Annotated in this window: 15 protein-coding genes, 1 tRNA gene and 3 pseudogenes; 12 read left to right on the forward strand and 7 right to left on the reverse strand. The window is 65.7% G+C overall.

Annotation, left to right across the window (positions count from 1 at the left end; translation table 11 throughout):
* The first annotated feature begins 44 nt into the window (after positions 1-44).
* Together poxB and ACPYN4_RS11935 are read left to right on the forward strand one after the other, a co-directional pair.
* Entirely contained in the window at positions 45-1,775 is a 1,731-nt protein-coding gene (poxB, locus tag ACPYN4_RS11930; protein WP_424446493.1) for a ubiquinone-dependent pyruvate dehydrogenase, read from the forward strand.
* Between the two features lie 61 nt (positions 1,776-1,836).
* Positions 1,837-1,908 (forward strand) — tRNA-Arg (locus ACPYN4_RS11935).
* 294 nt (positions 1,909-2,202) lie between these two features.
* Here ACPYN4_RS11935 and ACPYN4_RS11940 read toward each other — a convergent pair.
* From ACPYN4_RS11940 to ACPYN4_RS11955, 4 genes and pseudogenes are all read right to left on the reverse strand, one after another.
* Positions 2,203-2,382 (reverse strand): annotated as a pseudogene (locus ACPYN4_RS11940) (tyrosine-type recombinase/integrase); the annotation flags it as partial.
* 137 nt (positions 2,383-2,519) lie between these two features.
* Positions 2,520-3,266, reverse strand: coding sequence for an ATP-binding protein (locus ACPYN4_RS11945; protein ID WP_179558049.1), 747 nt, complete (start codon positions 3,264-3,266; stop codon positions 2,520-2,522).
* Positions 3,263-4,828 carry an IS21 family transposase gene (gene istA / locus ACPYN4_RS11950; protein ID WP_087137080.1) on the reverse strand — a complete coding sequence of 522 codons (1,566 nt, stop codon included), beginning with the start codon at positions 4,826-4,828 and terminating at the stop codon, positions 3,263-3,265. The genes ACPYN4_RS11945 and istA overlap by 4 nt, the downstream gene beginning before the upstream one ends.
* 158 nt (positions 4,829-4,986) lie before the next feature.
* A complete protein-coding gene (locus ACPYN4_RS11955) occupies positions 4,987-5,874 on the reverse strand; it encodes a tyrosine-type recombinase/integrase (RefSeq protein WP_424446494.1) in 888 nt (295 codons plus the stop codon).
* 301 nt (positions 5,875-6,175) lie between these two features.
* Between ACPYN4_RS11955 and ACPYN4_RS11960 the strand changes: the two genes are divergently transcribed.
* Positions 6,176-7,171, forward strand: a complete 996-nt coding sequence (locus ACPYN4_RS11960; protein WP_424446495.1) for a NaeI family type II restriction endonuclease — start codon at positions 6,176-6,178, stop codon at positions 7,169-7,171.
* Positions 7,172-7,173: 2 nt separating this feature from the next.
* Here the strand turns inward: ACPYN4_RS11960 and ACPYN4_RS11965 are convergent, their stop codons facing one another.
* The 3 genes and pseudogenes from ACPYN4_RS11965 to ACPYN4_RS11975 all read right to left on the reverse strand — a co-directional run.
* Complete coding sequence (locus tag ACPYN4_RS11965; RefSeq protein WP_424446496.1) at positions 7,174-8,154, reverse strand: DNA cytosine methyltransferase; 981 nt, start codon at positions 8,152-8,154, stop codon at positions 7,174-7,176.
* A 101-nt stretch (positions 8,155-8,255) separates the two neighbouring features.
* Positions 8,256-8,489: a hypothetical protein gene (locus ACPYN4_RS11970; RefSeq protein WP_424446508.1), complete on the reverse strand. Its 234-nt coding sequence runs from the start codon at positions 8,487-8,489 to the stop codon at positions 8,256-8,258.
* A 104-nt stretch (positions 8,490-8,593) separates the two neighbouring features.
* A pseudogene (locus ACPYN4_RS11975) lies at positions 8,594-8,782 on the reverse strand (hypothetical protein); the annotation flags it as partial.
* A gap of 25 nt (positions 8,783-8,807) precedes the next feature.
* Here ACPYN4_RS11975 and ACPYN4_RS11980 point away from each other — a divergent pair.
* From ACPYN4_RS11980 to ACPYN4_RS12020, 9 genes and pseudogenes are all read left to right on the forward strand, one after another.
* The gene (locus tag ACPYN4_RS11980; RefSeq protein WP_424446497.1) at positions 8,808-9,743 is read left to right on the forward strand and encodes a hypothetical protein; all 936 of its coding nucleotides are present in this window, start codon (positions 8,808-8,810) and stop codon (positions 9,741-9,743) included.
* A 14-nt stretch (positions 9,744-9,757) separates the two neighbouring features.
* Positions 9,758-11,257, forward strand: coding sequence for a hypothetical protein (locus ACPYN4_RS11985; RefSeq protein WP_424446498.1), 1,500 nt, complete (start codon positions 9,758-9,760; stop codon positions 11,255-11,257).
* Positions 11,254-12,753 carry an NERD domain-containing protein gene (locus ACPYN4_RS11990; protein ID WP_424446499.1) on the forward strand — a complete coding sequence of 500 codons (1,500 nt, stop codon included), beginning with the start codon at positions 11,254-11,256 and terminating at the stop codon, positions 12,751-12,753. The genes ACPYN4_RS11985 and ACPYN4_RS11990 overlap by 4 nt, the downstream gene beginning before the upstream one ends.
* A gap of 21 nt (positions 12,754-12,774) precedes the next feature.
* A pseudogene (locus ACPYN4_RS11995) lies at positions 12,775-12,951 on the forward strand (ATP-binding domain-containing protein); the annotation flags it as partial.
* Positions 12,948-16,463 (forward strand): helicase-related protein, encoded by a 3,516-nt coding sequence (locus tag ACPYN4_RS12000; protein WP_424446500.1) that lies wholly within the window; start codon positions 12,948-12,950, stop codon positions 16,461-16,463. The pseudogene ACPYN4_RS11995 and the gene ACPYN4_RS12000, both read left to right, overlap by 4 nt.
* Positions 16,464-16,474: 11 nt before the next feature.
* Positions 16,475-18,370, forward strand: a complete 1,896-nt coding sequence (gene drmB, locus ACPYN4_RS12005; RefSeq protein ID WP_424446507.1) for a DrmB family protein — start codon at positions 16,475-16,477, stop codon at positions 18,368-18,370.
* A gap of 444 nt (positions 18,371-18,814) precedes the next feature.
* A complete protein-coding gene (locus tag ACPYN4_RS12010) occupies positions 18,815-19,399 on the forward strand; it encodes a relaxase domain-containing protein (protein ID WP_424446501.1) in 585 nt (194 codons plus the stop codon).
* 161 nt (positions 19,400-19,560) lie between these two features.
* A complete protein-coding gene (locus tag ACPYN4_RS12015) occupies positions 19,561-20,862 on the forward strand; it encodes an ISL3 family transposase (protein ID WP_424446502.1) in 1,302 nt (433 codons plus the stop codon).
* Entirely contained in the window at positions 20,863-21,069 is a 207-nt protein-coding gene (locus ACPYN4_RS12020) for a hypothetical protein (RefSeq protein WP_424446503.1), read from the forward strand. It begins immediately after the preceding gene.
* Positions 21,070-21,408: the final 339 nt, after the last annotated feature.

The following is a 21,408-nucleotide window of genomic DNA, read 5'->3' on the forward strand; positions in this document are numbered from 1 at the left end:
CAAGGGGGTGGGAAGGCGGCGGAGTCGCGGGTACGGTGTGGGCCATGGCAAACGTCGCGCAGTACTTCATCGACACCCTCGACAGCGCCGGAGTGAAGCGCATCTGGGGGCTTCCGGGCGACTCGCTCAACGCATTCACCGAGGCCATGCGGCGGGACGGCCGCCTCGAATGGCTGCACATGCGCCACGAAGAGGCCGCCGCGTTCGCCGCCGGGGCGGATGCCGAGCTGAACGGGGAGCTGGCCGTCGTCGCGGGTTCGTGCGGGCCGGGCAACCTGCACTTCATCAACGGGCTGTTCGACGCCCACCGCAACCGGGTGCCGGTGCTGGCGATCGCCTCGCACATCCCGTCGGCCGAGATCGGCAGCAACTACTTCCAGGAGACGCACCCGCAGGAGCTGTTCCGTGAGTGCAGCGTGTACTGCGAGATGGTCGGCGACCCGTCGCAGCTGCCGTGGGTGCTGGAGATCGCGCTGCGCGCCGCGGTGGAAAAGCGTGGCGTGGCCGTCGTGGTGGTCCCCGGTGACGTGTTCTTCAAGGAGGCCCCGGCGCGTCGGCCCTCCGCTCCGATCCGCCAGACGGTCAGCCACGTGCTGCCGGGTGAGGGCGAGCTGCGGGCGGCCGCCGATGTGCTCAACGGCGCGAAGAAGGTCACGATCCTCGCCGGATCCGGTGTCGCGGGGGCGCACGACGAGGTCCTCGCGCTCGCCGAGGCGCTGCAGGCACCGATCGTGCACGCGCTGCGCGGCAAGGAGCACATCGAGAAGGACAACCCGTACGACGTCGGGATGACGGGTCTGCTCGGTTTCGCGTCGGGGTACCGCGCCATGGAGCAGGCCGACGCGCTGCTGATGCTCGGCACCGACTTCCCGTACCGGCAGTTCTATCCGGAGAAGGCGAAGATCGTGCAGGTCGACATCCGCGGCGAGCAGTTGGGGCGCCGCACCCCGATCGACGTCGGACTGGTCGGCGGGGTGAAGGAGACCGCCGTGGCGCTGCGTCCGCTGATCTCCGGCGATCGGTCCTCGAAGCATCTCGATGACAGCGTCAAGCACTACCGGAAGACGCGGAAGCAGTTGGATGACCTGGCCGTCGACGACGGCAAGGAGCCGATCCACCCGCAGTACGTGGCGCGGCTGCTGGACGAACTGGCATCCTCGGACGCCGTCTTCACGGCCGACGTGGGCAGCCCGGTGATCTGGGCGTCGCGCTACCTGTCGATGCACGGCGACCGGCGCCTGCTGGGCTCGTTCGCGCACGGGTCGATGGCGAACGCGATGCCGCAGGCGCTGGGTGCGCAGGCGGCGGACCGGTCGCGTCAGGTGATCGCGCTCGCCGGCGACGGCGGGCTCGCGATGCTCATGGGCGACCTGCTCTCGATCAAGCAGAACAAGCTGCCGATCAAGATCGTGGTGTTCAACAACTCGTCGCTGAACTTCGTCGAGCTGGAGATGAAGGCCGCCGGGATCGTGAACTTCGCGACGGACCTGGAGAACCCGAACTTCGCCGCCGTCGCCGAGTCGCTCGGCATCACCGGCATCCGGGTGGAGAAGGGCGCCGACCTGCGCGGCGCGGTCGAACAGATGGTGGCCGCGGACGGTCCGGTGCTGCTGGATGTCGTGACCGCGCGCGAGGAGCTATCGATGCCCCCGGCGATCACGCTCGCGCAGGCGAAGGGCTTCACGGTGTGGGCGCTGCGCACCGTGTTGTCCGGTCGCGGCGACGAGCTGCTGGATCTCGCCGACACCAATCTGTGGCGGCGGATGTTCGACTGATCTCGGTGCCGTCCGCGGCGTCGCTCCGAAGCGACGCCGCGGATAGGATTGAGGACAGCCAGCCTCTGTAGCTCAGTGGAAGAGCCACTGCGTCCTAAGCAGCGGGTCGGGGGTTCGAATCCCTCCAGGGGCACCGTCGTTTTCGCGGTTTGACTGGGTATTTCTTGCGTGGCGGCCGTGTCCGGTCGTTGAGCGAGCAGAGCCCCGGTGTTGGGCGAGCGTGCGCCCCCGGTCGTGCGGGAGCGTGCGCCCCCGGTCATTGAGCCAGGTGCGCCCCGCGGTCGTTGGAGCGAGGAGAGCGCGCCCCCGGTCGTTGAGCGAGGAGCGCAGCGACGAGACGAAACGTCGCAATCGAGCAAGTCCGGCCTCTCTGCGGGCGGCGGTAGCGTGTCTGCGGACCCGTCGGCAACGCGATCAGCGGCATGGCGTCGTTGAGGCGCGAGGCGACGGCATCCAGATCGTCGTAGAAGAGGTCGGCGTAAGTGTCGAGGGTCATCGCCGCCGACGCGTGCCCGAGCATCCGCTGTACCGCCTTCACGTTCGCGCCGGAGCTGATCGCGAGCGATGCGGCCGTATGGCGGAGGTCGTGCGGTGTGAGCCGGGGGATGGACGGATCGATTGAGTATTTGGAGTCTTGAGGGCCACTGATTATTGCGGTTCGGGGCCAGCCGATATTTGCTCTCGGGGCCAGGGGTATTGCCGGTGAGCGCCACCCCCGCGGGATCGACGCTCACCGGCGCCGACTCAGCTGGACGCGGCGGTCTGTTCGCGCATGTTGACGTCGCCGGTCTCGATCCAGAGGGTGTTGTGGACGATGCGGTCCATGATCGCGTCGGCGTGGACCCCGGAGCCGAGGCGCTGGTGCCAGTCCTTCTTCGCGTACTGGGTGCAGAACACCGTCGAGGTCGCGTCGTATCGGCGTTCGAGGAGCTCGAGCAGCATGGATCGAACGTCGTCGGTGGGTGGGTCGAGCAGCCATTCATCGATCACGAGGAGCGTGAACGTGCTGTATTTCCGCAGCCACTTCTCCCTGCCGGCGGGCTTGTCTTTCGCGGCGGCCCAGGTCTCTTCGAGGTCGGGCATGCGGATGTAGTGCGCTCGGTAGCGGTGCTGACAGGCCTGTTTCGCCAGCGCCGATCCGAGGTAGCTCTTCCCGGATCCGGTGAACCCTTGGAACACCACGTTTTGCTGCCTGCTGATGAACTGGCAGGTCCCGAGCTGCGCGATCACACCCCGGTCGAGGCCGCGTTGTTCGAGCAGGTCGACCCTGCGCAGGTCCGCGTTCGGGTATCGGAGCCCCGCCCGCCGGATGAGGCCCTCGACTTTCGCGTGGGTGAACGCGGCGTGGGCGTCGTCGACGGCGAGCTTGATGCGCTCTTCGAACACCATCCCCATCGTGAGGGCATCGTCTTGGATGTCGATCGCGTCGACCAGGGCGGAGATGCCCATCTCCCGCAGTTTCCGTTTCGTCTCGGAGTCGAGCCGGCTCATCGGGTGCCTCCGGCGTAGTAGTCGGCGCCGCGGACGTAGCCTGCCGGCTCCTCCCAGACGGATGGTTCGAACCTCGGTTGCCGTCTGCCGTTCTGGTCCTGATTGGAGTCCAGGATCGGCCGCAGATGCGCATACCTGGGCGACCTCACCCGCGACTGCAGCGCGATCCCAGCAGCAGCTTCGACCCGCGCAGCCGAGTAGCGGCGAGTCATCCGCAACACGGCCAGCGCAGCGTCCAAACCCTGCTCGTCGACCGGGACGGACTCGAAGATGCGGTTCACGATCGTCGTGGTGTCCTCCCCGATCCGAGCTGCCCACTCCCGAACCCGCTCCGCGTCCCATTGCCGATACTGGGGTCCGTCGGGCAGATCCGAGTCGTGCGTGCGGTACTCGTTGATCACCCCGGCTGGGGCGAGGAGATGGCTGGTGAGCCGCTGATCGGCGGCGAACACCTCGAGGGTGGTGTCGGTGACGCGCAGGTCGACGTTGCCTCCGATGTTGGCGTAGGGGACGGAGTAGAAGTTCCGCTCGAACACCACGTGCCCGTTGCGCTGAACCTTGCGTCCGTAGTGCCATCGGGAGATCTCGAACCCGACGGCCGGCAGCGGCCGTAGCAGCGGCTTCTCCTCTGCCTCGAACACGGAGAGTCTGGACCCGGCGCGCTTCTGGAACGGCTCGGCGTTGTAAGCGGTGACCCGCTCACGGATCACCGCGCGAAGCTCCGGCAGCGTCGCGAAGGTGCGGTCACGGAGCGTGGCGATCACCGCTGTCGCGACGTTGCCGACAGTGTTCTCGACGCTCGCCTTGTCTTTCGGTTTCGCGGGCCGGCCCGGCAGCACCGCCGCGGAGTAGTGCGCGGCGAGTTCCCGATACGCGTCGTTGAGTACGACCTCACCCTCGGCAGGGTGCTTGATCACCCCGGTCTTCAGGTTGTCCGGCACGATCCTGGGGACGCTGCCCCCGAACCAGTCGAACATCGCCGCGTTCGCCCGCAACCAAGTGTCCTGCCGCATATCCAGGGCCGGTTCAACGAACGCATAGCGGGAGAACGGCAGCGTCGCGACGAACAAGTAGACCCTCATCGCCTGGCCGGTGACCGGATCAGTGAGCCGCATCGTCTTTCCGGACCAGTCGACCTCGACCGTCTGCCCGGCCTTGTGACCGACCCGCGACGCCGCCCCGATCACCAGCACGTGACGCTGATACGACTTGCAGAACCTGTCGTATCCCATCGCCGTCTCACCCCTACTGTGGCAGGCGTCGACATACTCGCCGTGCAGCAGCTTCAACGTGACCCCGACCTTCGCGAGCTCCTTATGGACCTTCTCCCAGTCCGGCTGCGCGTGAACACTGTCATGCTCACCCCGCCCGGGGAACAGCCGCGCATACACGTCCGCCTCATCGAGCGCGGCGACGTCGTCCCAGCCGATGCCCTCCCGGTCAGCGGCATCGAGCACCATCGCCACGCTGGTGCGGGACATACCCTGCGCGGCGATCTGCCGACCCGTGAGCCCCTCCGAGCGCAACCGAAGCACGAGCTTCGCCTTGATCTTGCGTACCATCCGAATCACTCCTTCTGCCGCGTGATCAGCCACACGGCAGAAGGAGCCTAAGAAAGCGGCCCCGAACCCCACTACTCGGTGGCCCTCAACAACGCGATCGCGTCGACGGCAGGGTGGCCCCGAACCCCAATATCAGCGGCCCTCAGAAGCGCGAATACTCAATCGATCGCCTGCGCGCGCGTTACCGCGTTCGCGAACCAGCCCTGGCTGCCGGAGTTTCGCATGTGGTGGATGCCATCGCCGAAGAGCAGCCCCTCCGGACCCTTGCCGGCACACGCCTGCTCGATCATCGGAGCGAGGCGATCGGGGTAGGGGACCGAGCGCTTCTCGTGCGTCTTCGGCGTGCCGACGTGGATCTCGTAGCCGATCATCACCGCGTTTTCCTCGACGACGAAGCGCTTGCGCAGTCGGTTCACGCTGCGCACCCGAAAACCCGTCGCCTCGCCCCAGCGCAGGCCGGTGTATGCCAGCGTGAGGACCATCGTCGGGTGCGCCGAGCACGCCGCCAGCGTCGCCACCTGGTCGTGCGAGAGATAGACGCGGCGCTTACCCTGCCCCGCCCGAGGGAGGTTGCGGATGTTTCGCGCCGGGTTGGTCGCGAGGCGACGATCGTCGATGGCGACGTCGAGGATGCCGGCAAGGACCCCCAGGGCGCGAAGAACGACGGTGCGCGACTTCTCCGTAGCAAGCTCGGAGACCCAATCCTGGACTTCGGATCGCCGGATCGACCAGATCTCGCGCTCGCCCCAGACCGGAGCGACGTGATTCTTCCACGCGCGTTCGAGCGTCATGTAGTACGAGGGCTTCGACATCGGCGGCCGCTTCGAACGCAGCCAGGTATCGGCGAACATTTGCACCGGAACCCGCGACGAGGACGGATCGATGTAATCGCCCTTCGACTTCGACACCGTGACCATGGAGGGGTATTGCTGCGCATCGCGCATGGTCGTGAAGCCGCGCTTCTCGGCGGCGGTGTGATCCGGCTTGCGGTAGCGCACGCGGTAGCGGCGGCCCTTCACCGTCTCGTACGGGGTGATGGTGCCCATCTCGACCTCCGATCGATGCGGGCTCGACGGTCCGTATCCGGCCAGTGTCGGACACTGGGCGGACATCGTCAACGCCGCCGCTGAAGGATGCTGATGTATGGCGGAGGACGTGGTCAAATGGCGCTGTGACGGAAGAGCGTTGCCCCCGCCGCCGATAGGTAGCGATCGCCGCGCCCGATCGCTGCCGCGGCTGACTGTCGGAGCGAAGCAACGACTGGGTCGACTAGGCAACGGATGCTAGAGGGCGGCATGGGACGACCTGCCGGGCATCGTTGCCGACGCGGTCGATAGGATCACGAGCGTGACCGATGCCATCCTTCCTGGGTTCGAACCGAAGCCTGATCCGGCTCTTGACGAGGTCGCGGATGCGTTGCTGCGGATGGATCCGAGCGGCACGAGATGGGCAAACGTTATCCGCCACACCTACGACATGATTTACAACGGTGCCGAGACGGGTCGCTACCGATGGGGCGATCTCGCCAAGACGGAAAAGACTCATTTCGGAACTCTCTTCGAGATCAATGCCCAGCGCGAGTTCGAGTTTGCGGACGGCTCAGGGGATCCCGATGACCCGCTCGATCGTGGTCTCGACTACAACATCGCCGGGCACGACGTTGATGCTAAGTGGAGTCAGGATGACGGGCGATGGATGCTGCCACCAGAGGTCTTCGGCAAGCTGGCGCTCGTGGCGACGGGAAGCGATCCGAAGTCCGAGTTCTCCGTCGGACTCGTCCGGGTACGACCCGAGTTCCTCACCACGCGTAGCAAGGGGAATCGAGATCAGAAAAGCTGGCTGAGCGCATTTGGCCGACAGCAAGTGCGATGGCTATGGAGACATGCGCCGATGCCCGAGAATGTGCTTCTGCGCCTTCCGCAGTCCAGCATCACCCACATTCTTGACAGCAAGTCTGGAGCTGAGCGGGTCGCGAGGCTCTTCCTTGAAGCCGAGGGGCTCCTGATCCACCGCTCAACCGTCGCCACGGTCGCACGTCAACTGGATCACCAGAAGCGCGCCCGTGGTAATGGCGGCGCCCGCGACCTGGTCCGCCCAGATGGGTACCTGATCATGAGCGGCGCATACCACTCGGATGTAGCGGCAACGCTTGGCGTTCCTGTGCCGAGCCGAGCGGAATACGTTGCGGCGCGCGTCGTGCCCAGCAGCGATGGGCAGGGTGCGCTCCTCGAGGGACGGCTGTGGCGACTAGCGGTCGCCGGAGAAGCATCGATTCTGCCCGCACCGCTTCTGCCAGACGAAGAGAAGCGACGGACGCGACGGTCCGGGGAAAGTCGCGCCTGACGTCAGGCCACGGCCGTGAGCCTGCGACGGTTCGTCGCCTCCGCGCCGATAGCGCGTTTGATCGCAGTGCCAACGCCCTCCGCAACTGGAGGCGGAAATGCGTTGCCGATCTGCCGATAAACGGAAGTCTTCCGCCCAGAGAACGCCCAAGACTCGTCAAACCCCTGAACTCGAGCCACCATCTCGTTCGTAAGTCTTGGCACGTGCCGGACGGAGTGCTCGGCCGACGGCGCTTCGTCGGCCACCCCCTTGCCATCGACACCGAGTGCAAGCCAGGCAGCCTTGGCCCGGGTTGGTCCGAGATCCGCGCCGCCGTGCTTCTTGGAGCCCCCGACGATAGTCGGCGCGATCGAGTTGGCCCGCTTCGCCCACGCCGTTGCGCCCGGCCAACCGTTGGCGCTCATCAGTGGAAGCAACGTCTCACCGACCATGCGGGGCGTGCCGACCGCCCCGGGCCACTCGAACTTCTTGAACTTCGCTCCCTTAACGGCGACGAGGATGAAGCGCGGTCGAAGCTGCGGAACCCCAAACTCCGAGCTCAGAAGCAACTGCCAGTCCGTCTGATATCCAAGCTTCTCGAGTTCGCCGCGGATGGAATCGCGATACGTCTGAAAACGTGCTGAAGCTAGACCTTTGACGTTCTCCAGCATTACTGCTGCAGGGCGGGCTTCTCGCACCAACCGGATGGCTTCGGGAAACAAGTCCCGTTCGTCCTCGGAGCCGAGCTGCTTGCCCGCAACACTAAAGGGCGGGCAAGGAACCCCGCCTGCCAGGAGATCGATCCCTCGATAGTCTCGTCCGTTTATCTCACGAACATCGCCCTCGTGGACATTCCACGCGGGCCGGTTGAGTCGGAGCGTTGCTGCTGCATCGCGGTCAATCTCCACAGCTAGCTCGTGCCCGAAACCGGCCTGCTCTAGCCCGTACGACTGCCCACCGGCTCCAGCGCAAATCTCGAGAGTGCTGAGCTGCGAGGTGGTCATGGTGTCTTGCCTCCGGAAGTGCTGGCTCGGGTGAACGCTGGCTGTCGATTCAACATAGCTTTACATCGGGGTCGGACATCGCGGGCACGCCGGGCGGAGCCCTACGGTCGGGCGACCACGACTGCCGCGACTTGGGCGGCGATGTCTTCTGGCGGAGTTTGCTCCCAGGCGCGGATCACCAGCCAGCCCGCCGACTGAAGGGTGGCCGTGTTGTCGGCGTCTCGCTGCCGGTTGCGGGCGAGCTTCGGATCCCAGTAATCCGCGTTCGTTGTTGGTGCGGCGCTGTGCTCCGGGCAGGAGTGCCAGAAGCACCTGTCGATGAACACGGCGACCATCCGACGTGTGAACACGATGTCGGGCGAACACCGCGCTGTCCAACCTTCAAGCGGAGGTCGCATCTGTATCTCAGTCCGGCCGCATGGAGGAGCGATCGGACCGCGAGCTCCGGTTTCGTATCCTTCCGGCGATTGGCTTGCATGTTTCGTCGACGCGGGTTCTCGGGGACTCCGGAGCGTTCGGTCGACCGACTCATGTGGCCAGTATCGGCGACAGGCAAGCCCTTGCAACTGCCTGCGCGACACGGCTGTCCCGACTCCCTCTCGAAGTCGGAGGCCATCTGTAACGTCATTCTTGTCGGCTGGGAGGCGACGCAGATGGCGGAAACGATGGCACACGGGGGTGCGCGCCCTGTGTTCTCGCTTGCCGAGAATGCCGAGACCGAGCCCGTCGAGGTGGCTTGGGCCGGGAGCTATCTGGCCCTCGGAGCGCGGCTGGCGAGACACGCCGACTCGCTCGACCGAAAGCAACTGATCGTCGTCCTCTCTGTGCCGCGGCGCGATTACGTCGCGGCGTTGGTCGGGGCAGGGTGGACGCTGACGCGCCCCGTTCCGATCGGAGCAGGAAATCCGCTGCAGGTTGCGCGGGACGGCGGTTCCCAGGCATGGTACCGGGCCCTCAACGCCAGCTACGTCTACGCTGGCGAGCTTCGCGAGCTCAACGAGGCTGTCAGCCCCGCGCGGATCCGATACGCCGGATCTCACTTCAAAGTGACTAGCTTTCTGAGGATGGCGCCCGCGCCCGCGCTTGACAGCGAGCGCCGTGAGGAGCGCGTCCAGCCCGGGAGCATAGTGCGCTACACTCGCGCGATCGAGAGCTGGGATGATCGTCTCGTCGCGCCAGCGCAGGACCTCGCGCTCGTCGGCATCGAGTCGCGGCTGAGAGCCGATCTCGAGGCCGTGCTCTGCAGGCTCGGAGATTCCGACGGGGATCGGCTCGATACCCTTCTCAGGCCGTGGAACCGTGGTGCCGCCACTTGGTTCAGCCGGATCTACTCATCAGCCACGCTCGAGGAGGCCCCGAGCGGCTACAAGGCAGTCCTGCTCGACGGACAAGGGGCGATCAAGTACATCGCCGAGACATTCTCCCCGGTAGTCGTGTGCGTCATCGACCGCACGGTGGCGGACGAGACCCAGGCCGAGAGCCTCGTCAACATGCGCCGCACGGAAGGGACCGCCGTCGACGTTGCCGATCTCCTCGGCTGGCACCCGCCGGTCGGCATCGAGATCATGGGATTCGAGGTGAGGCTGTGAGCAGGGTCGCCGCTGTGAACGAGCGGTACCGCGCGACCACGGCCGTGGCCCGCGACGGCGTCAGCCTCTTCGTGGTCGCCGATGAGAACGGCGCGAGACTCAACGCGGCCGTACGCGCCGTGGTCCTCATGGCCGCAGATGACGGAAGTGACCTCTGGGAGCACGTCCTCGGTGCTGCGAAGTCCCTCCGCTGGCGCCTCGCATTTCGGCCGCAGCCCCTCGAGTTCAACCCGTCCGTAAAGGCTGCTGCAAGTGCCGTCATCGCCCAAGCTGACGCGATCCGGCCCGCGCTCGGCGATGACGGCATCGCTCTGTTGGACGTGCTCACGGAGGCGGCTGAGCGTGTCGCAGTGGAAGATCCACCAGTCGGCGCCTATCTGCTGGAGTCCGTCCTGGAAGTGGGGCCGATGGCCTGTTTGGTAGTGGCGGACGGAACACTTTCGCGCGGCGAGATCGGTTCCTGGCTGGGGCCTCTCGGATTCCGCGTCCTGTCCCCGGGGATGCTCGCCGACGCGAACTTGGTCGCGGATATCGCCTACGTGGTCGGACCACCCCGGCTAATGCGAACCTCTCTCATCACGGCCCCGCCGACCCCAGAGGTGTCCTTCTTCGTGCCGTCCTGGTTCGGCGACCGGAGCCTGCCGACGACCGTCATTGCCGACTACGCGCAAGGAGCAATTCGACCCCGGGTTCGCGTCTTCGAGCTCGGCACCATAAAGCCGATCGCCGATGAGGTGCCATCCGAGCCGGAGCCGATTGAGGACTTCGCCCCGCCGCCAGTGTGGGGATCGCAGGGAAGCGCTCACCGGGAGCCCGGCGTCGACGAGGTGGTAGTGCGGAAGGTGCTGCTCAGCGGCGGCTATGCGATCTGGATGGATGACGGTGAGCGGATCCGCACCCTGGACCCCTCGCAGCCGGCCGGAGAGCGAGTCACCTACACCGACGTCGCGGCCGTCGAACCCGGCACATACCTCGTGCTGCGTCTCGGCGTCACCGAGCGAGCGGTTCTCTACGAAGCGACATTGGCATCCATGGGCGTCCGCCGCGCGGTAGTCGAGTCTTCCCAGAACCGCTGGAAGCAGGCATTGCTCGGTCGGCTCCGGAGTGCCGGGCGTCCCCACGTCGAATCGGCGCTTCGCCGTCTCGGCGTGAGGGCGGCCGAGCAAGCGGAGGCATGGACGCAGCCGACCCTTGCGCGCCCTCAGCTCGACTCAGACTTCAAACTGTTGCTGCAATGGCTGGAGGTAACAGAGGAACCTGCGTTTTCCAACGCAGCTGAGTTTCGGCGGGCGCGCTTCCGAACGGCCTCCCACATGCGAGAGCATCTCGAGCTTGCCATGGCGAGCGCGGACATCGAGGCGCTCCGCGCTGGGGGTCACGTGAAGGTCGACGGTGCGGGGTTTGCCGACATCATCGCGACGCGGGTGCTTGCGATCTCGCCACACACCAATGTCGTTCCCCGCCACGATGCCCGGGAGCCTTTCCCCGACGGGGGCGGCCGATGGCTCGAATGATTCCCAACTACTGCGCTGAGAGCGCCCCGCCGGGCGAGAGGGATCTCTTCGCAGCACTCGCCTCGGACGCGGCAACCGAGGATTGGACCGTCCTTCATTCGCTCGGCATAGCGAGACACGTCCGGCAGGTCGAAGGCGAAGCGGATTTCGTCGTGATCGTCCCGAACCACGGTGTGCTCGTGATCGAAGTGAAGTCGCATCAGAGCGTCGCGGTGCTCGCCGATGGGCGATGGCGGTTGGGTAACAATGCGCCGACAGCTCGGAGCCCCGTCAAGCAAGCGGACGAAGCCATGCATTCCATCCGCGAGTACCTCGCGAAGAACCAGGTGAATACCCATGGGGTGCCAATCGTCTGCGCCGCATGGTTCACCCACACACGCGCGCGAGCGAATATCCCTTCGAGTCCCGAATGGCTCGACTGGCAGATCCTCGACTCAGTCGACCTGGAGCGCGGAGCGGCGAGCGCAATCCTTCGGACGCTGCGCGACGGCGCGGCACATCTCGACTCGGTCCTTCACATCTTCCATGGCGACTTGGGTCCCGATCAGAACCAGACGGATCGGATCACGAGCGCCCTGCGGCCGCGATTCGAGTTCGCGACGACGTTCGGAGACCGGCGCCGGTCGCGAGAAGGCGAGCTAATCCGGTTCATCGACGAACAGTATCTCGCGCTCGATGCTATGGCGGATAACCGTGCGGTTCTGTTCACCGGTCCGGCCGGCACCGGGAAGACGCTCCTCGCCTCCGAAGCGGCGCGCCGGGAGGCGTTGCAGGGGCGAACCGGAAGGCTGATGTGCTTCAACGCCTATCTGGGCCGGCAGCTCAAGGACTCGTTCGCCGAGTGCGACGGCGTAGTTGCCGGTACCTTCCACGCTCAGCTGCTGGAGATTGCCGGGCTCAAGTCGGCGCCGGCTGACGCCGGACCGGACTTCTGGGATGGCGAGCTCGTCGACTCGGCGCTCGAAGCCATGCTGGATTGGGACGACGACAAGCGCGCCGATTTCCTCATCATCGACGAAGTTCAGGACCTCGCGCGGCCCGCAGTCCTCGACGCAGTCGATCTTCTGCTCAAGGGCGGTCTCGCCGGCGGACGCCTACTCCTGTTCGGCGACTTCGACCGTCAAGCGATATACGACCAGGAGGATGGCCGGCCGGTGCTTCGGAAGCGGGTGGGCGATCTGACTACGTATGCGTTGAAGGTGAATTGCCGCAATCTGCCCCGGATCGCCCACGCGACCGAAACTTTCAACGTCTTCCCCGGGTACCACGGGTATCGGAGACAGGACGACGGCGTAGCGCCGACATTCGTCCGCTTCGAGCGCGGGGGCGACCAGTCCGACAAGCTCGCGGGCGCCATCCGATCGCTGCGCGAGGAGGGGTACGAGCTGAGCGAGATCGCCGTGTTGAGTCCTCGGCGCGCAGATTCGGTCGCCGTAAGTTCCACGGACGCTTGGCTCCGGCAGATTCTGGTTCCTGCCGACGGGCGGCGCAGGTAGGCCGGTAAGGTCGTCTACTCCACGATCCATGCCTTCAAAGGACTGGAGGCGCCTGCAGTGGTCCTAACCGATCTGGACCGCGACGGAGCTGCGCCGTTCGAAGTGCTGCTGTACGTCGGTATCACCCGGGCCACCGACAGGCTGGTGGCCCTTATCGAGACAAGCACGATACGGTCACTACTTGGGGGAGCGGCATGAGCGGTGTAGAAGCGCGGGACCACGTCGAGCGGGCGGTTCGGCGCGAGCTGTTCGGGCCGGACAACGAGCTGTACGTGGGGACGCCTGTCGACTGCGCGGGAGCGAACATCGTTCTCTCCGATGAGCAGGCGAAGGCGTTCGTCTATCACGACGCCGCGACGGGGCAGGAGCTTCTGACCAAGATGGATCCGCTCCGGCGGTACGGGGTCGGCGTGCTTTTCGGCGGCGGAGCCGCAGCGCTGTCCGAAGTCGGCGCGACATCAGGCCCCGACGATGCTCCCGACATCGACACGACGTGGGTGTCCGGGCTCGAAGTCAACGACATCGATCCGAACTCCCCGGACGTCACGTTCACCGGATCCGTTCATCAGGATCGTCCCGATGACGACGACTTCGATCTCACCGACGCCAACAGCCTCAAGCCTTCGGCGATGGCGGTCTCGTTCAAGGTGCGGGTGCCGGACGGGGCGTCGCTGGAGCTGCGCGTCTGGGGAGCTTCCTACAAGCGCTACGGCGTCACTATCCCTGGTGTCCACAATCAGGCGGAGTGGTGGCTTCGCCAACCGTTCGCCCTCGCGGGAATGGTTTCTGGCTCGAGCCTGCTGTCAGGGACGTACGAGCGGCTCGTGGTGCCGGTCCGCCCGGTGAACGACGACGGCTCCGAGGATGCGACGCTTCATCGGCTGCTCCCGCAGGTGCAGCTGTACGCCCGGCCTGTGCCGGGGGAGTCCGACCCGCAGAGCCGCCTCGTCACAGTCGCGCTCGTCAACGTCGATCCCGGCTCGGGAAACGCTCACGCGCTCTTCCAAAACGGATTCGAGGTTCGGGCCTCAAGCGGCGCCTCGATCGAGCCGTACCCTTCCGTGCATCTGACCGAGCGCGACGACGAAGAGCGCTCCATCAATCTCCTCTACCGCAACAAGTCGACGTTCGCGATCGGTCACGGCTGCGCTGCGCTGTGGGACGAACGCGCCGGACGCTCGGCAAGGTGGGTCAGGACCGACCCAATGCCTTCGTACGAGGTCGTAAGCCTCACGCCCAACGTCTATCTCCGCGACCAGAACGGCGCGTACCTCACGGATGCCAGCGGCAAGCGCCGCGCCGTAACCGTTTCCATGCAGGAGTTGGCAATCGGAAGCGACAGCGGCCGACAGCAGGTCGGCCTCGTGCTTCGCTTGTATGGGCAGTGGATCGAGGAGCAGCGGGCGCTCATCCCCGATCTTCCCGAGCGCTTCCACGAAGCGGCCGTCCGACACATGGATCTGTGCGCCGAAGCACTGGGGCGGATGGAAGCGGGCTGGCAGCTTGTGCAATCCGACCCGGTCGCCGCGCGAGCGTTCGCGCTCGCCAACGAGGCAATGCTCTACCAGCAGCTTCGTTCACGGCTGCCCGATCGCACGGTCAAGCCGACCAAGACCGGACTGGTCATCGATAGCCCCACCCCGGAGGTCGTCCTGACTCCGCAGCAAGGGCAGTGGCGCCCGTTCCAGATCGCCTTCGTGCTGGCCACCCTGCCGGAGCTCATCCTGCCGTCCGAGCCGCATCGGTCGGTCGTCGACCTGATCTTCTTCCCGACCGGCGGCGGCAAGACGGAGGCGTATCTCGGTGCCGCCGCCGTATCGCTACTGGCGCGACGGCTGCGCAACCCCGACGACGTCGGTACGGACACGCTGATGCGGTACACCCTTCGGCTTCTCACCGCGCAGCAGTTCCTTCGAGCCGCCGCGCTTATCTGCGTCCTCGAAGACATCCGGTCTCGCGCGGAAGCCGAACTCGGCGGCTCCCCATTCGGCATCGGCATCTGGCTCGGGCGCTCTTCGACGCCTAACAACTGGAAGCAGGCGATTGCCAGTCTCCGGAAAATGAAGACCGATGCCCGCCAGGAGAATCCGTTCTTGCTGTCGCGATGCCCCTGGTGCGGCACTCGCATGGGGCGAACCCCCGATAACGACAGCACGGACGTTGTGGGGTACATCGAGCTTCATGACCGAGTCGTGTTTCGCTGTCCGGATCCCGGCTGCCGGTTCGGAGGCCGCACCCGGACATTGCCTGTCCATGTCGTCGACCTGGACATCTACGAGAAGCGACCGAGCCTTGTGATCGGGACCGTCGATAAGTTCGCCATGCTGGCGTGGACGCCGGACGCGCGATCGCTATTCGGACTCGGCCCCGACGGGAGCCGCGTCGTATCTCCGCCTAACCTGATCATCCAGGACGAGCTGCACCTCATCTCCGGGCCGCTCGGGTCGATGGTCGGACTGTACGAACCCGTGATCGACGATCTCTGCACCGACCGTCGAGGGGAAGAAGCGATCCCCCCGAAAATCATCGCGTCGACGGCGACGATCCGACGATACGAAGACCAAGTGCTCGGCGTGTTCGGGCGGGGCGACGTGGCACTCTTCCCCCCGCACGGACTGGAGGAAGGTCACTCCTTCTTCGCCGAGCCGGAGACGCTCGACGACGGGTCGCGGGCGCCGGGCCGCCGGTACCTCGGCATCATGAGCGGTTCACTCGGCTCGATGCAGACGGTACAGGTGCGCGTCACTGCCGCCACCCTCAACGGTGCAGCGAGCATTCCGAACGAGGCGGACCGCGATGGGTACTGGACGAACCTGAACTTCCTGAACTCGCTTCGCGAACTTGGCAATACCGTCTACCTTCTCGAGTCCGATGTGCCGGACTACCTGACAGGGCTCCGCTTCCGCGACGGCCTCGAGCGCCCGCGCTGGCCGCGGATCGTGATGGAACTGACGTCGCGGCGCCGCAGCGACGAGATTCCCGAGGCGATCGATCTCCTCAAGAAGCAATACGGCGAGAAGGGGTGCATCGACATCTGCTTGGCGTCGAACATCATCGAGGTCGGTGTCGACATCGACCGGCTCGCGCTGATGACGATCGTGGGACAGCCCAAGACCACGGCGCAGTACATTCAGGTCAGCGGCCGCGTCGGCCGCAAGCCAGAAGTGTCCCCGGGTCTCGTGCTCACCGTCTACGGCGCGGCCAAGCCGCGTGACCGCAGCCACTACGAACGGTTCAGGACGTACCACCAGCAGCTCTACGCGCAGGTTGAGCCGACATCGGTCACGCCGTTTGCGAACCCGGTGCTTCGGCGCGCATTGCACGCCGCGGTCATTGCCCGTATCCGGCAGACCTCGCCCGCGCTGCCACCGAACCCGTTTCCCCAGGCGGAGTTCGACGAGGCTGTTGAGCTTCTCCGGAAGCGGGCCGAGTCGGTGAACTCGGAAGAGCTTCCCGCTTTCGATTCGCTCGTCAGTGAACGCCGACGGCAGTGGAGCGCCTGGCAGCGAACGGAGTGGTCGGCGAACGCCTACGGCGGAGATCCGCTGCAAGGGCTTATGCGGTCGGCGGGCGAGCTTCCGGACCTCGGAAGCAAGGCAACGATGTGGGACGTGCCCATGAGCATGCGGAACGTCGACGCCGAGTGCTCGATCGAAATCTCGACCGTGTACGCAATCGCGGATGGACTGGCGAACGGAGACGTCGAATGAGTACCGGAAACATGCGGAGGGCACAGCTCGTCACCCCGTTTGGGGTCGGGGCGATGAGCGTGCTCGTCAACGGCACCTCCGTGATTACAGCCGGCATTGATCACTGGTATCCGGGACCGGGGGAGAACCCGAACTTCGAGCTCTCGGAGTACGAGGAGCATGACTGGCGCCTACAAGAACGCCTCGCGGTCGCGGCCTTCAGAATGCCCCCGGACTACCGCAGGAACTCCGGCCAAGGAGACCAGCGCAACCGCGGGCTCAAAGTCCCGGTCCTCCGGTTTCCCCGGTGGAACTTCTGTCCTTACTGCAAGCGCATCGAGATGAGCACTCTGACGATGCGCCAGATTGAGCGTTGTAAAGACAAGGCGCACGCCGACGCGAAGTACAAGCCGCGCATGACCCAGGTTCCGTTCGTCGCGATCTGCGCGGACGGCCACCTCGACGACTTCCCGTTCTCCGAGTGGGTGCACCGCTCAATCAATCCGACGTGCGGCGGGGTTCTGCGCCTGAAGTCGTCGGGCGGCGGAGGCCTCGAGGGGCAGACCGTCAGCTGCGAGTGCGGCAGAAGCCGGTCACTCCGGGGCATAACCGACTCCCGGACCGAGAACGGCGAGGAGCGCACCACGCTGTCGGATCGGCTCGCCGAAGGCGGCGACGTTTATGAATGCCCCGGCGCGAAGCCGTGGCTCGCGGTGGAGTCCAGCACGTGCGGACTGCCGATCCGGGGCGCGCTCCGAGGGTCCGGCAACGTGTATTTCCCGAAGGTCCAGTCGTCGATCTACATTCCGATCGAAGAGGGAGCGGTCAGCACCGAGGTCCACGAGCTGCTCGGCCATCCCTCAGCTACCGGCGCGCTCAATGCTCTTTACGTCGCTTACGGTCCGGACCTCGATGCCGCAAACCTTCGGAAGGTACTTACCCGGAGTGTTCCGCCTGAGCGGATACTTCCCGTCAGCGACGAAGAATTGCTCGCGGCTTACCGTGATCGTTTCGGCATTGGCGGAGAGGAGATCCAACCGCCGCTAGAAGATACTGCCGCGGAGGCTCCATCAGCCGACGAGATCTGGCGGCTTCCGGAGTTCCGCGCCATGCGGGAAACTCCGTCGGACTCGCGTCTCGCGGCCAGCGATCCTGGGCTGGACCCCGCTCTTACACCGTTCGTTGCGAGGGTGCGGAGCGTTGACGTGCTTCGGGAGACGAGGGCGCTCTATGGCTTTACGAGAGTCCGCGACGACTCGCTGAAGATCTCGTCTGGCAAGGCATTGCTGCGCCGCTCGCCTCTGTTGCCGGAGCAGGACTGGCTTCCTGCCTACGTGGTGAAGGGCGAGGGTATCTATCTCGAGTTCGAACCGAAGGCCATCGGGGCCTGGGAACAGCGTCCCGAGGTGCGGGCCCGGGCGGGCTTGATCCAGGCCAGGCAGGGCGTCGCGGCGCAGACGCGTGGGCTGCAGTCGCGCGACATCTCACCGCGCTTCGTCATGCTCCATACCTTCGCGCATGTCCTGATCAACGAGTTGATTTTCACCTGCGGATACAGTTCCGCGTCGCTGCGTGAGCGGCTCTACGTGTCCCACACGGCAGGCGCTGAGATGGCAGCCGTGTTGATCTACACGGCGGCAGGCGATTCCGAGGGGACTATGGGCGGACTCGTCCGGATGGCGCGCCCGGAGAACCTCGTTCCGGTCGTACAGTCCGCGATCTCCGATGCGCGCTGGTGCTCGACCGATCCAGTCTGCATGGACGCGGGCGAGAAGGGCCAAGGAGTGAACTCTTGCAATGGCGCCGCATGCCATGGATGTGCCCTCCTCCCTGAGACGAGCTGCGAGGAATACAACCAGTTCCTGGACCGAGGACTTCTGATCGGAACTTTTGATCAGCCAGACCTCGGGTACTGGTCGAACCTCTGATCCGCACGTATGACGTCCTGTGGATCGATCACACGCGAATTCGCCAAAGCCAGGTCGCGCGCGGTCGGCGTTGCCTGATCGCGCGTCTTAGCGCCGTCGAGCACATCGCCAAACCGTCGGTTTGTCGAATTGCGTTCACCCCCCACATGTCTCGTCGCGATCAGCAGCGGACGCCACAAAGCTAGCCGCCGCCGGGATGACCGCTGTCATGCGCTTGCTCATGAGTAATCGGCGCACGACGGTGCAGAGCTCAAGATACGAAGACCCCTGAGCCCGCGACGAGCAAGAGGATGCCCAACCGACCGATGGGAGTTCAGTATCGACGAGAGCGATGCACGCAGGCATCCGGGATGAGCGCCGACGCATAACCGCAACGCGCTGGGAGTAGCGACAAACGCGAAAAGTACCTGGAGAATGGCACATTCTCAGCGTTAGCCTGCCGCCATGCGCGGAGGACTCGAACGGTGGAAGCGGGGCGTCGATTCGCGCGGCGTGCAACAGGCGATCGCGTACGCGCTGGAGGGAATCTGCGACGCCCACCGGCCTTCGATCGCCGGCGTCGACGCGTTGGGGATGTACGCCGATGCATCCGACGAGACCGTCACCAGGTTCATCGTCGACCGCGGCGAGATCTCGAACGACCAGCTCACCGCGGACGCATTGCGCGTCTGGATCACGGGGCATGATCCGGTTACGGGGGAGGAGCGCGGCCGCTCGCGGCTGAGCCCCGACGCAGATCTGCTGCTCGACGGGACAATCAACCACCCCAAGACATACAGCGTCGCGGCGCTCCTGCATCCTGAGCTCGCGGCCGAGTTCGAGGCGTTGCAGGATCGGCTCCGCGACCGGATCTTGCTCACCTGGCAGGCCGAGCTCAACGCCCGTCGCGGACACAACGGACTCATACGTGAGGACATCACGCGCATCGAGGTGGTCGAACTGCAGCACCGTCGCTCGCGTGCCCTCGACCCGCACATCCACCGGCATCTGTGGCTCAACATCAAGGTGCTCGGTGCAGACAGTCGGTGAACGAACCTCGACTCCCGCGTCGCGATGAAGCTCCACACCGTGGTCAACGGGCTCTTCGCAGTTGAGGGTGTAGTCGAGGGGCGGCGGCTGGTTCGCGGATAGACGTCGAGGTCTTCCAGGATGGAAGTTCTCACACTCACCGTCCGCCGGAAGACCTCGACTTGCACCACCCTACGTTCGCGACCCCTGACCTCACCACGTTCTGCCGCCTCGACGAGCTCGGCCTCGAAGCGATCGGACAGCTGCTCGAGCCCGACCGGGCAGTACTTGAGTGCCGCGTCGTCGACGACGATCCGTGGTGTCGGAAGTGCGGCGCTGAGGGTGTGCCGCGTGACACGGTGACCCGGCCGCTCGCGCACGAGCCATTCGGGCGCCGGCCGACGACGCTGCTGGTCCGGGTGCGCCGCTACCGGTGCGGGCACTGCCGACGCACCTGGCGGCAGGACACGACGAAGGCCGCGGCGCCGCGGGCGAAGATCTCCCGCGGCGGAATCGGGTGGGCACTCACCGCGATCGTGGTCGACCACCTCACCGTCTCACGTGCCGCAGCGGGCCTCGGGGTGTCCTGGCACACCGCGAACACCGCGATCCTCGCCGAAGGCAAGCGGCGGCTCATCGACGATCCTACGAGGTTCGACGGGGTGACCACGATCGGCGTCGACGAGCACGTCTGGCGACACACCCGCCTCGGCGACAAGTACGTCACCGTGATCATCGACCTCACGCCTGCGAGGAACAAGACCGGGCCGGCGCGGTTGCTGGACATGGTCGAGGGCCGTTCGAAGGCTGTGTTCAAGCAGTGGCTCGCGGCCCGTCCGAAGGAGTGGGCGAAGGCGATCGAGGTGGTCGCGATGGACGGATTCGCCGGCTTCAAGACCGCCGCCGCCGAAGAACTCCCGCACGCCGTTCCGGTCATGGATCCCTTCCACGTGGTCCGCCTGGCCGGTGACGCGCTGGATGTCTGCCGTCGCCGGGTCCAGCAGGACACCACCGGGCACCGCGGCCTCAAGGGCGACCCGCTCTACAAGGCGAGGCGCACCCTCCACACCGGAGCGAGCCTGCTCACCGATCGTCAGCGGACACGCCTGGACGCGGTGTTCGCGAGCGAGGAGCATGTCGAAGTCGAAGCGACCTGGGGCATCTACCAGCGCATCGTCGCCGCCTACCGAGAACCCGACAAACAGAAGGGCAAGACCATGATGCGCGCCGTGATCGACGCCATCACCGGCGGCGTCCCGGCCGCGCTCGTGGAGGTTCGCAAGCTCGGCCGCACCATGCGCCAGCGCGCCGCGGACATCATCGCGTTCTTCGACCGACCCGGCACCAGCAACGGCCCGACCGAGGCGATCAACGGGCGGCTCGAGCACCTCCGAGGCTCCGCCCTCGGCTTCCGGAACCTGACCAACTACATCGCGCGCAGCCTGCTCGAGGCCGGCGGATTCAGACCTCGACTACACCCTTGATTGCGAAGAGCCCGCAAACTCGCGATCGTTGACCACCACTTCGCAGACAGCGAGAGGTGGCTGACCACCGGCTACATCGACTGGATCGTCGGCCCGGCATCCCAACGGGTGGCGTTGGAGCAGGTCGACGTGCTGGCGGAGTCGCTCCTCACGATCCTCGACGAGTGGTACCGCGTCGAGGTGGCGGCACAATCCAGTTCACGCTGATCGACTGCACCCACTCGGTGCTGATCCAGTGTCCCCGGTCTCCCATAGTCTCGATGGGTCGGGTTCGCCGACGTGATCATCTGGGGAGTTCCGTGAATAGTCGTCTCGTCGTTCTGTCATTCGTCATCGCAGGCGCGCTCGCGCTGGGCGGCTGCTCCGCCGCCACCGTGCAGAGCCCCGCTGGGGCCTCGTCCTCGGCTCCGGCAATCGAGGTCGAAGAGGCCATCACCACCGTTGATGTCCGCATCGCGCGCTCGTTGTTTCCCTCTTAACCGGCTATTCCATCCTGGATCCCTTGCGGCGACACGCCGAGCACGATGAGGTGCGTCGGTCTTCTGG

Origin of the sequence: Microbacterium sp. CH-015, from assembly GCF_049707015.1 — a bacterium.
Lineage (GTDB): Bacteria > Actinomycetota > Actinomycetes > Actinomycetales > Microbacteriaceae > Microbacterium > Microbacterium aurum.

What these genes read in the sequence shown, in the direction of transcription:
- ACPYN4_RS11980 (WP_424446497.1), top strand. Translation starts at nt 8,808, where the DNA reads ATGGCGGAAACGATGGCACACGGGGGTGCGCGCCCTGTGTTCTCGCTT.
- ACPYN4_RS11945 (WP_179558049.1), bottom strand. Translation starts at nt 3,266, where the DNA reads ATGAGCCGGCTCGACTCCGAGACGAAACGGAAACTGCGGGAGATGGGC.
- ACPYN4_RS11955 (WP_424446494.1), bottom strand. Translation starts at nt 5,874, where the DNA reads ATGGGCACCATCACCCCGTACGAGACGGTGAAGGGCCGCCGCTACCGC.
- ACPYN4_RS12010 (WP_424446501.1), top strand. Translation starts at nt 18,815, where the DNA reads ATGCGCGGAGGACTCGAACGGTGGAAGCGGGGCGTCGATTCGCGCGGC.
- ACPYN4_RS11965 (WP_424446496.1), bottom strand. Translation starts at nt 8,154, where the DNA reads ATGACCACCTCGCAGCTCAGCACTCTCGAGATTTGCGCTGGAGCCGGT.
- poxB (WP_424446493.1), top strand. Translation starts at nt 45, where the DNA reads ATGGCAAACGTCGCGCAGTACTTCATCGACACCCTCGACAGCGCCGGA.
- drmB (WP_424446507.1), top strand. Translation starts at nt 16,475, where the DNA reads ATGCGGAGGGCACAGCTCGTCACCCCGTTTGGGGTCGGGGCGATGAGC.
- ACPYN4_RS12000 (WP_424446500.1), top strand. Translation starts at nt 12,948, where the DNA reads ATGAGCGGTGTAGAAGCGCGGGACCACGTCGAGCGGGCGGTTCGGCGC.
- ACPYN4_RS11970 (WP_424446508.1), bottom strand. Translation starts at nt 8,489, where the DNA reads ATGGTCGCCGTGTTCATCGACAGGTGCTTCTGGCACTCCTGCCCGGAG.
- ACPYN4_RS11990 (WP_424446499.1), top strand. Translation starts at nt 11,254, where the DNA reads ATGATTCCCAACTACTGCGCTGAGAGCGCCCCGCCGGGCGAGAGGGAT.
- istA (WP_087137080.1), bottom strand. Translation starts at nt 4,828, where the DNA reads ATGGTACGCAAGATCAAGGCGAAGCTCGTGCTTCGGTTGCGCTCGGAG.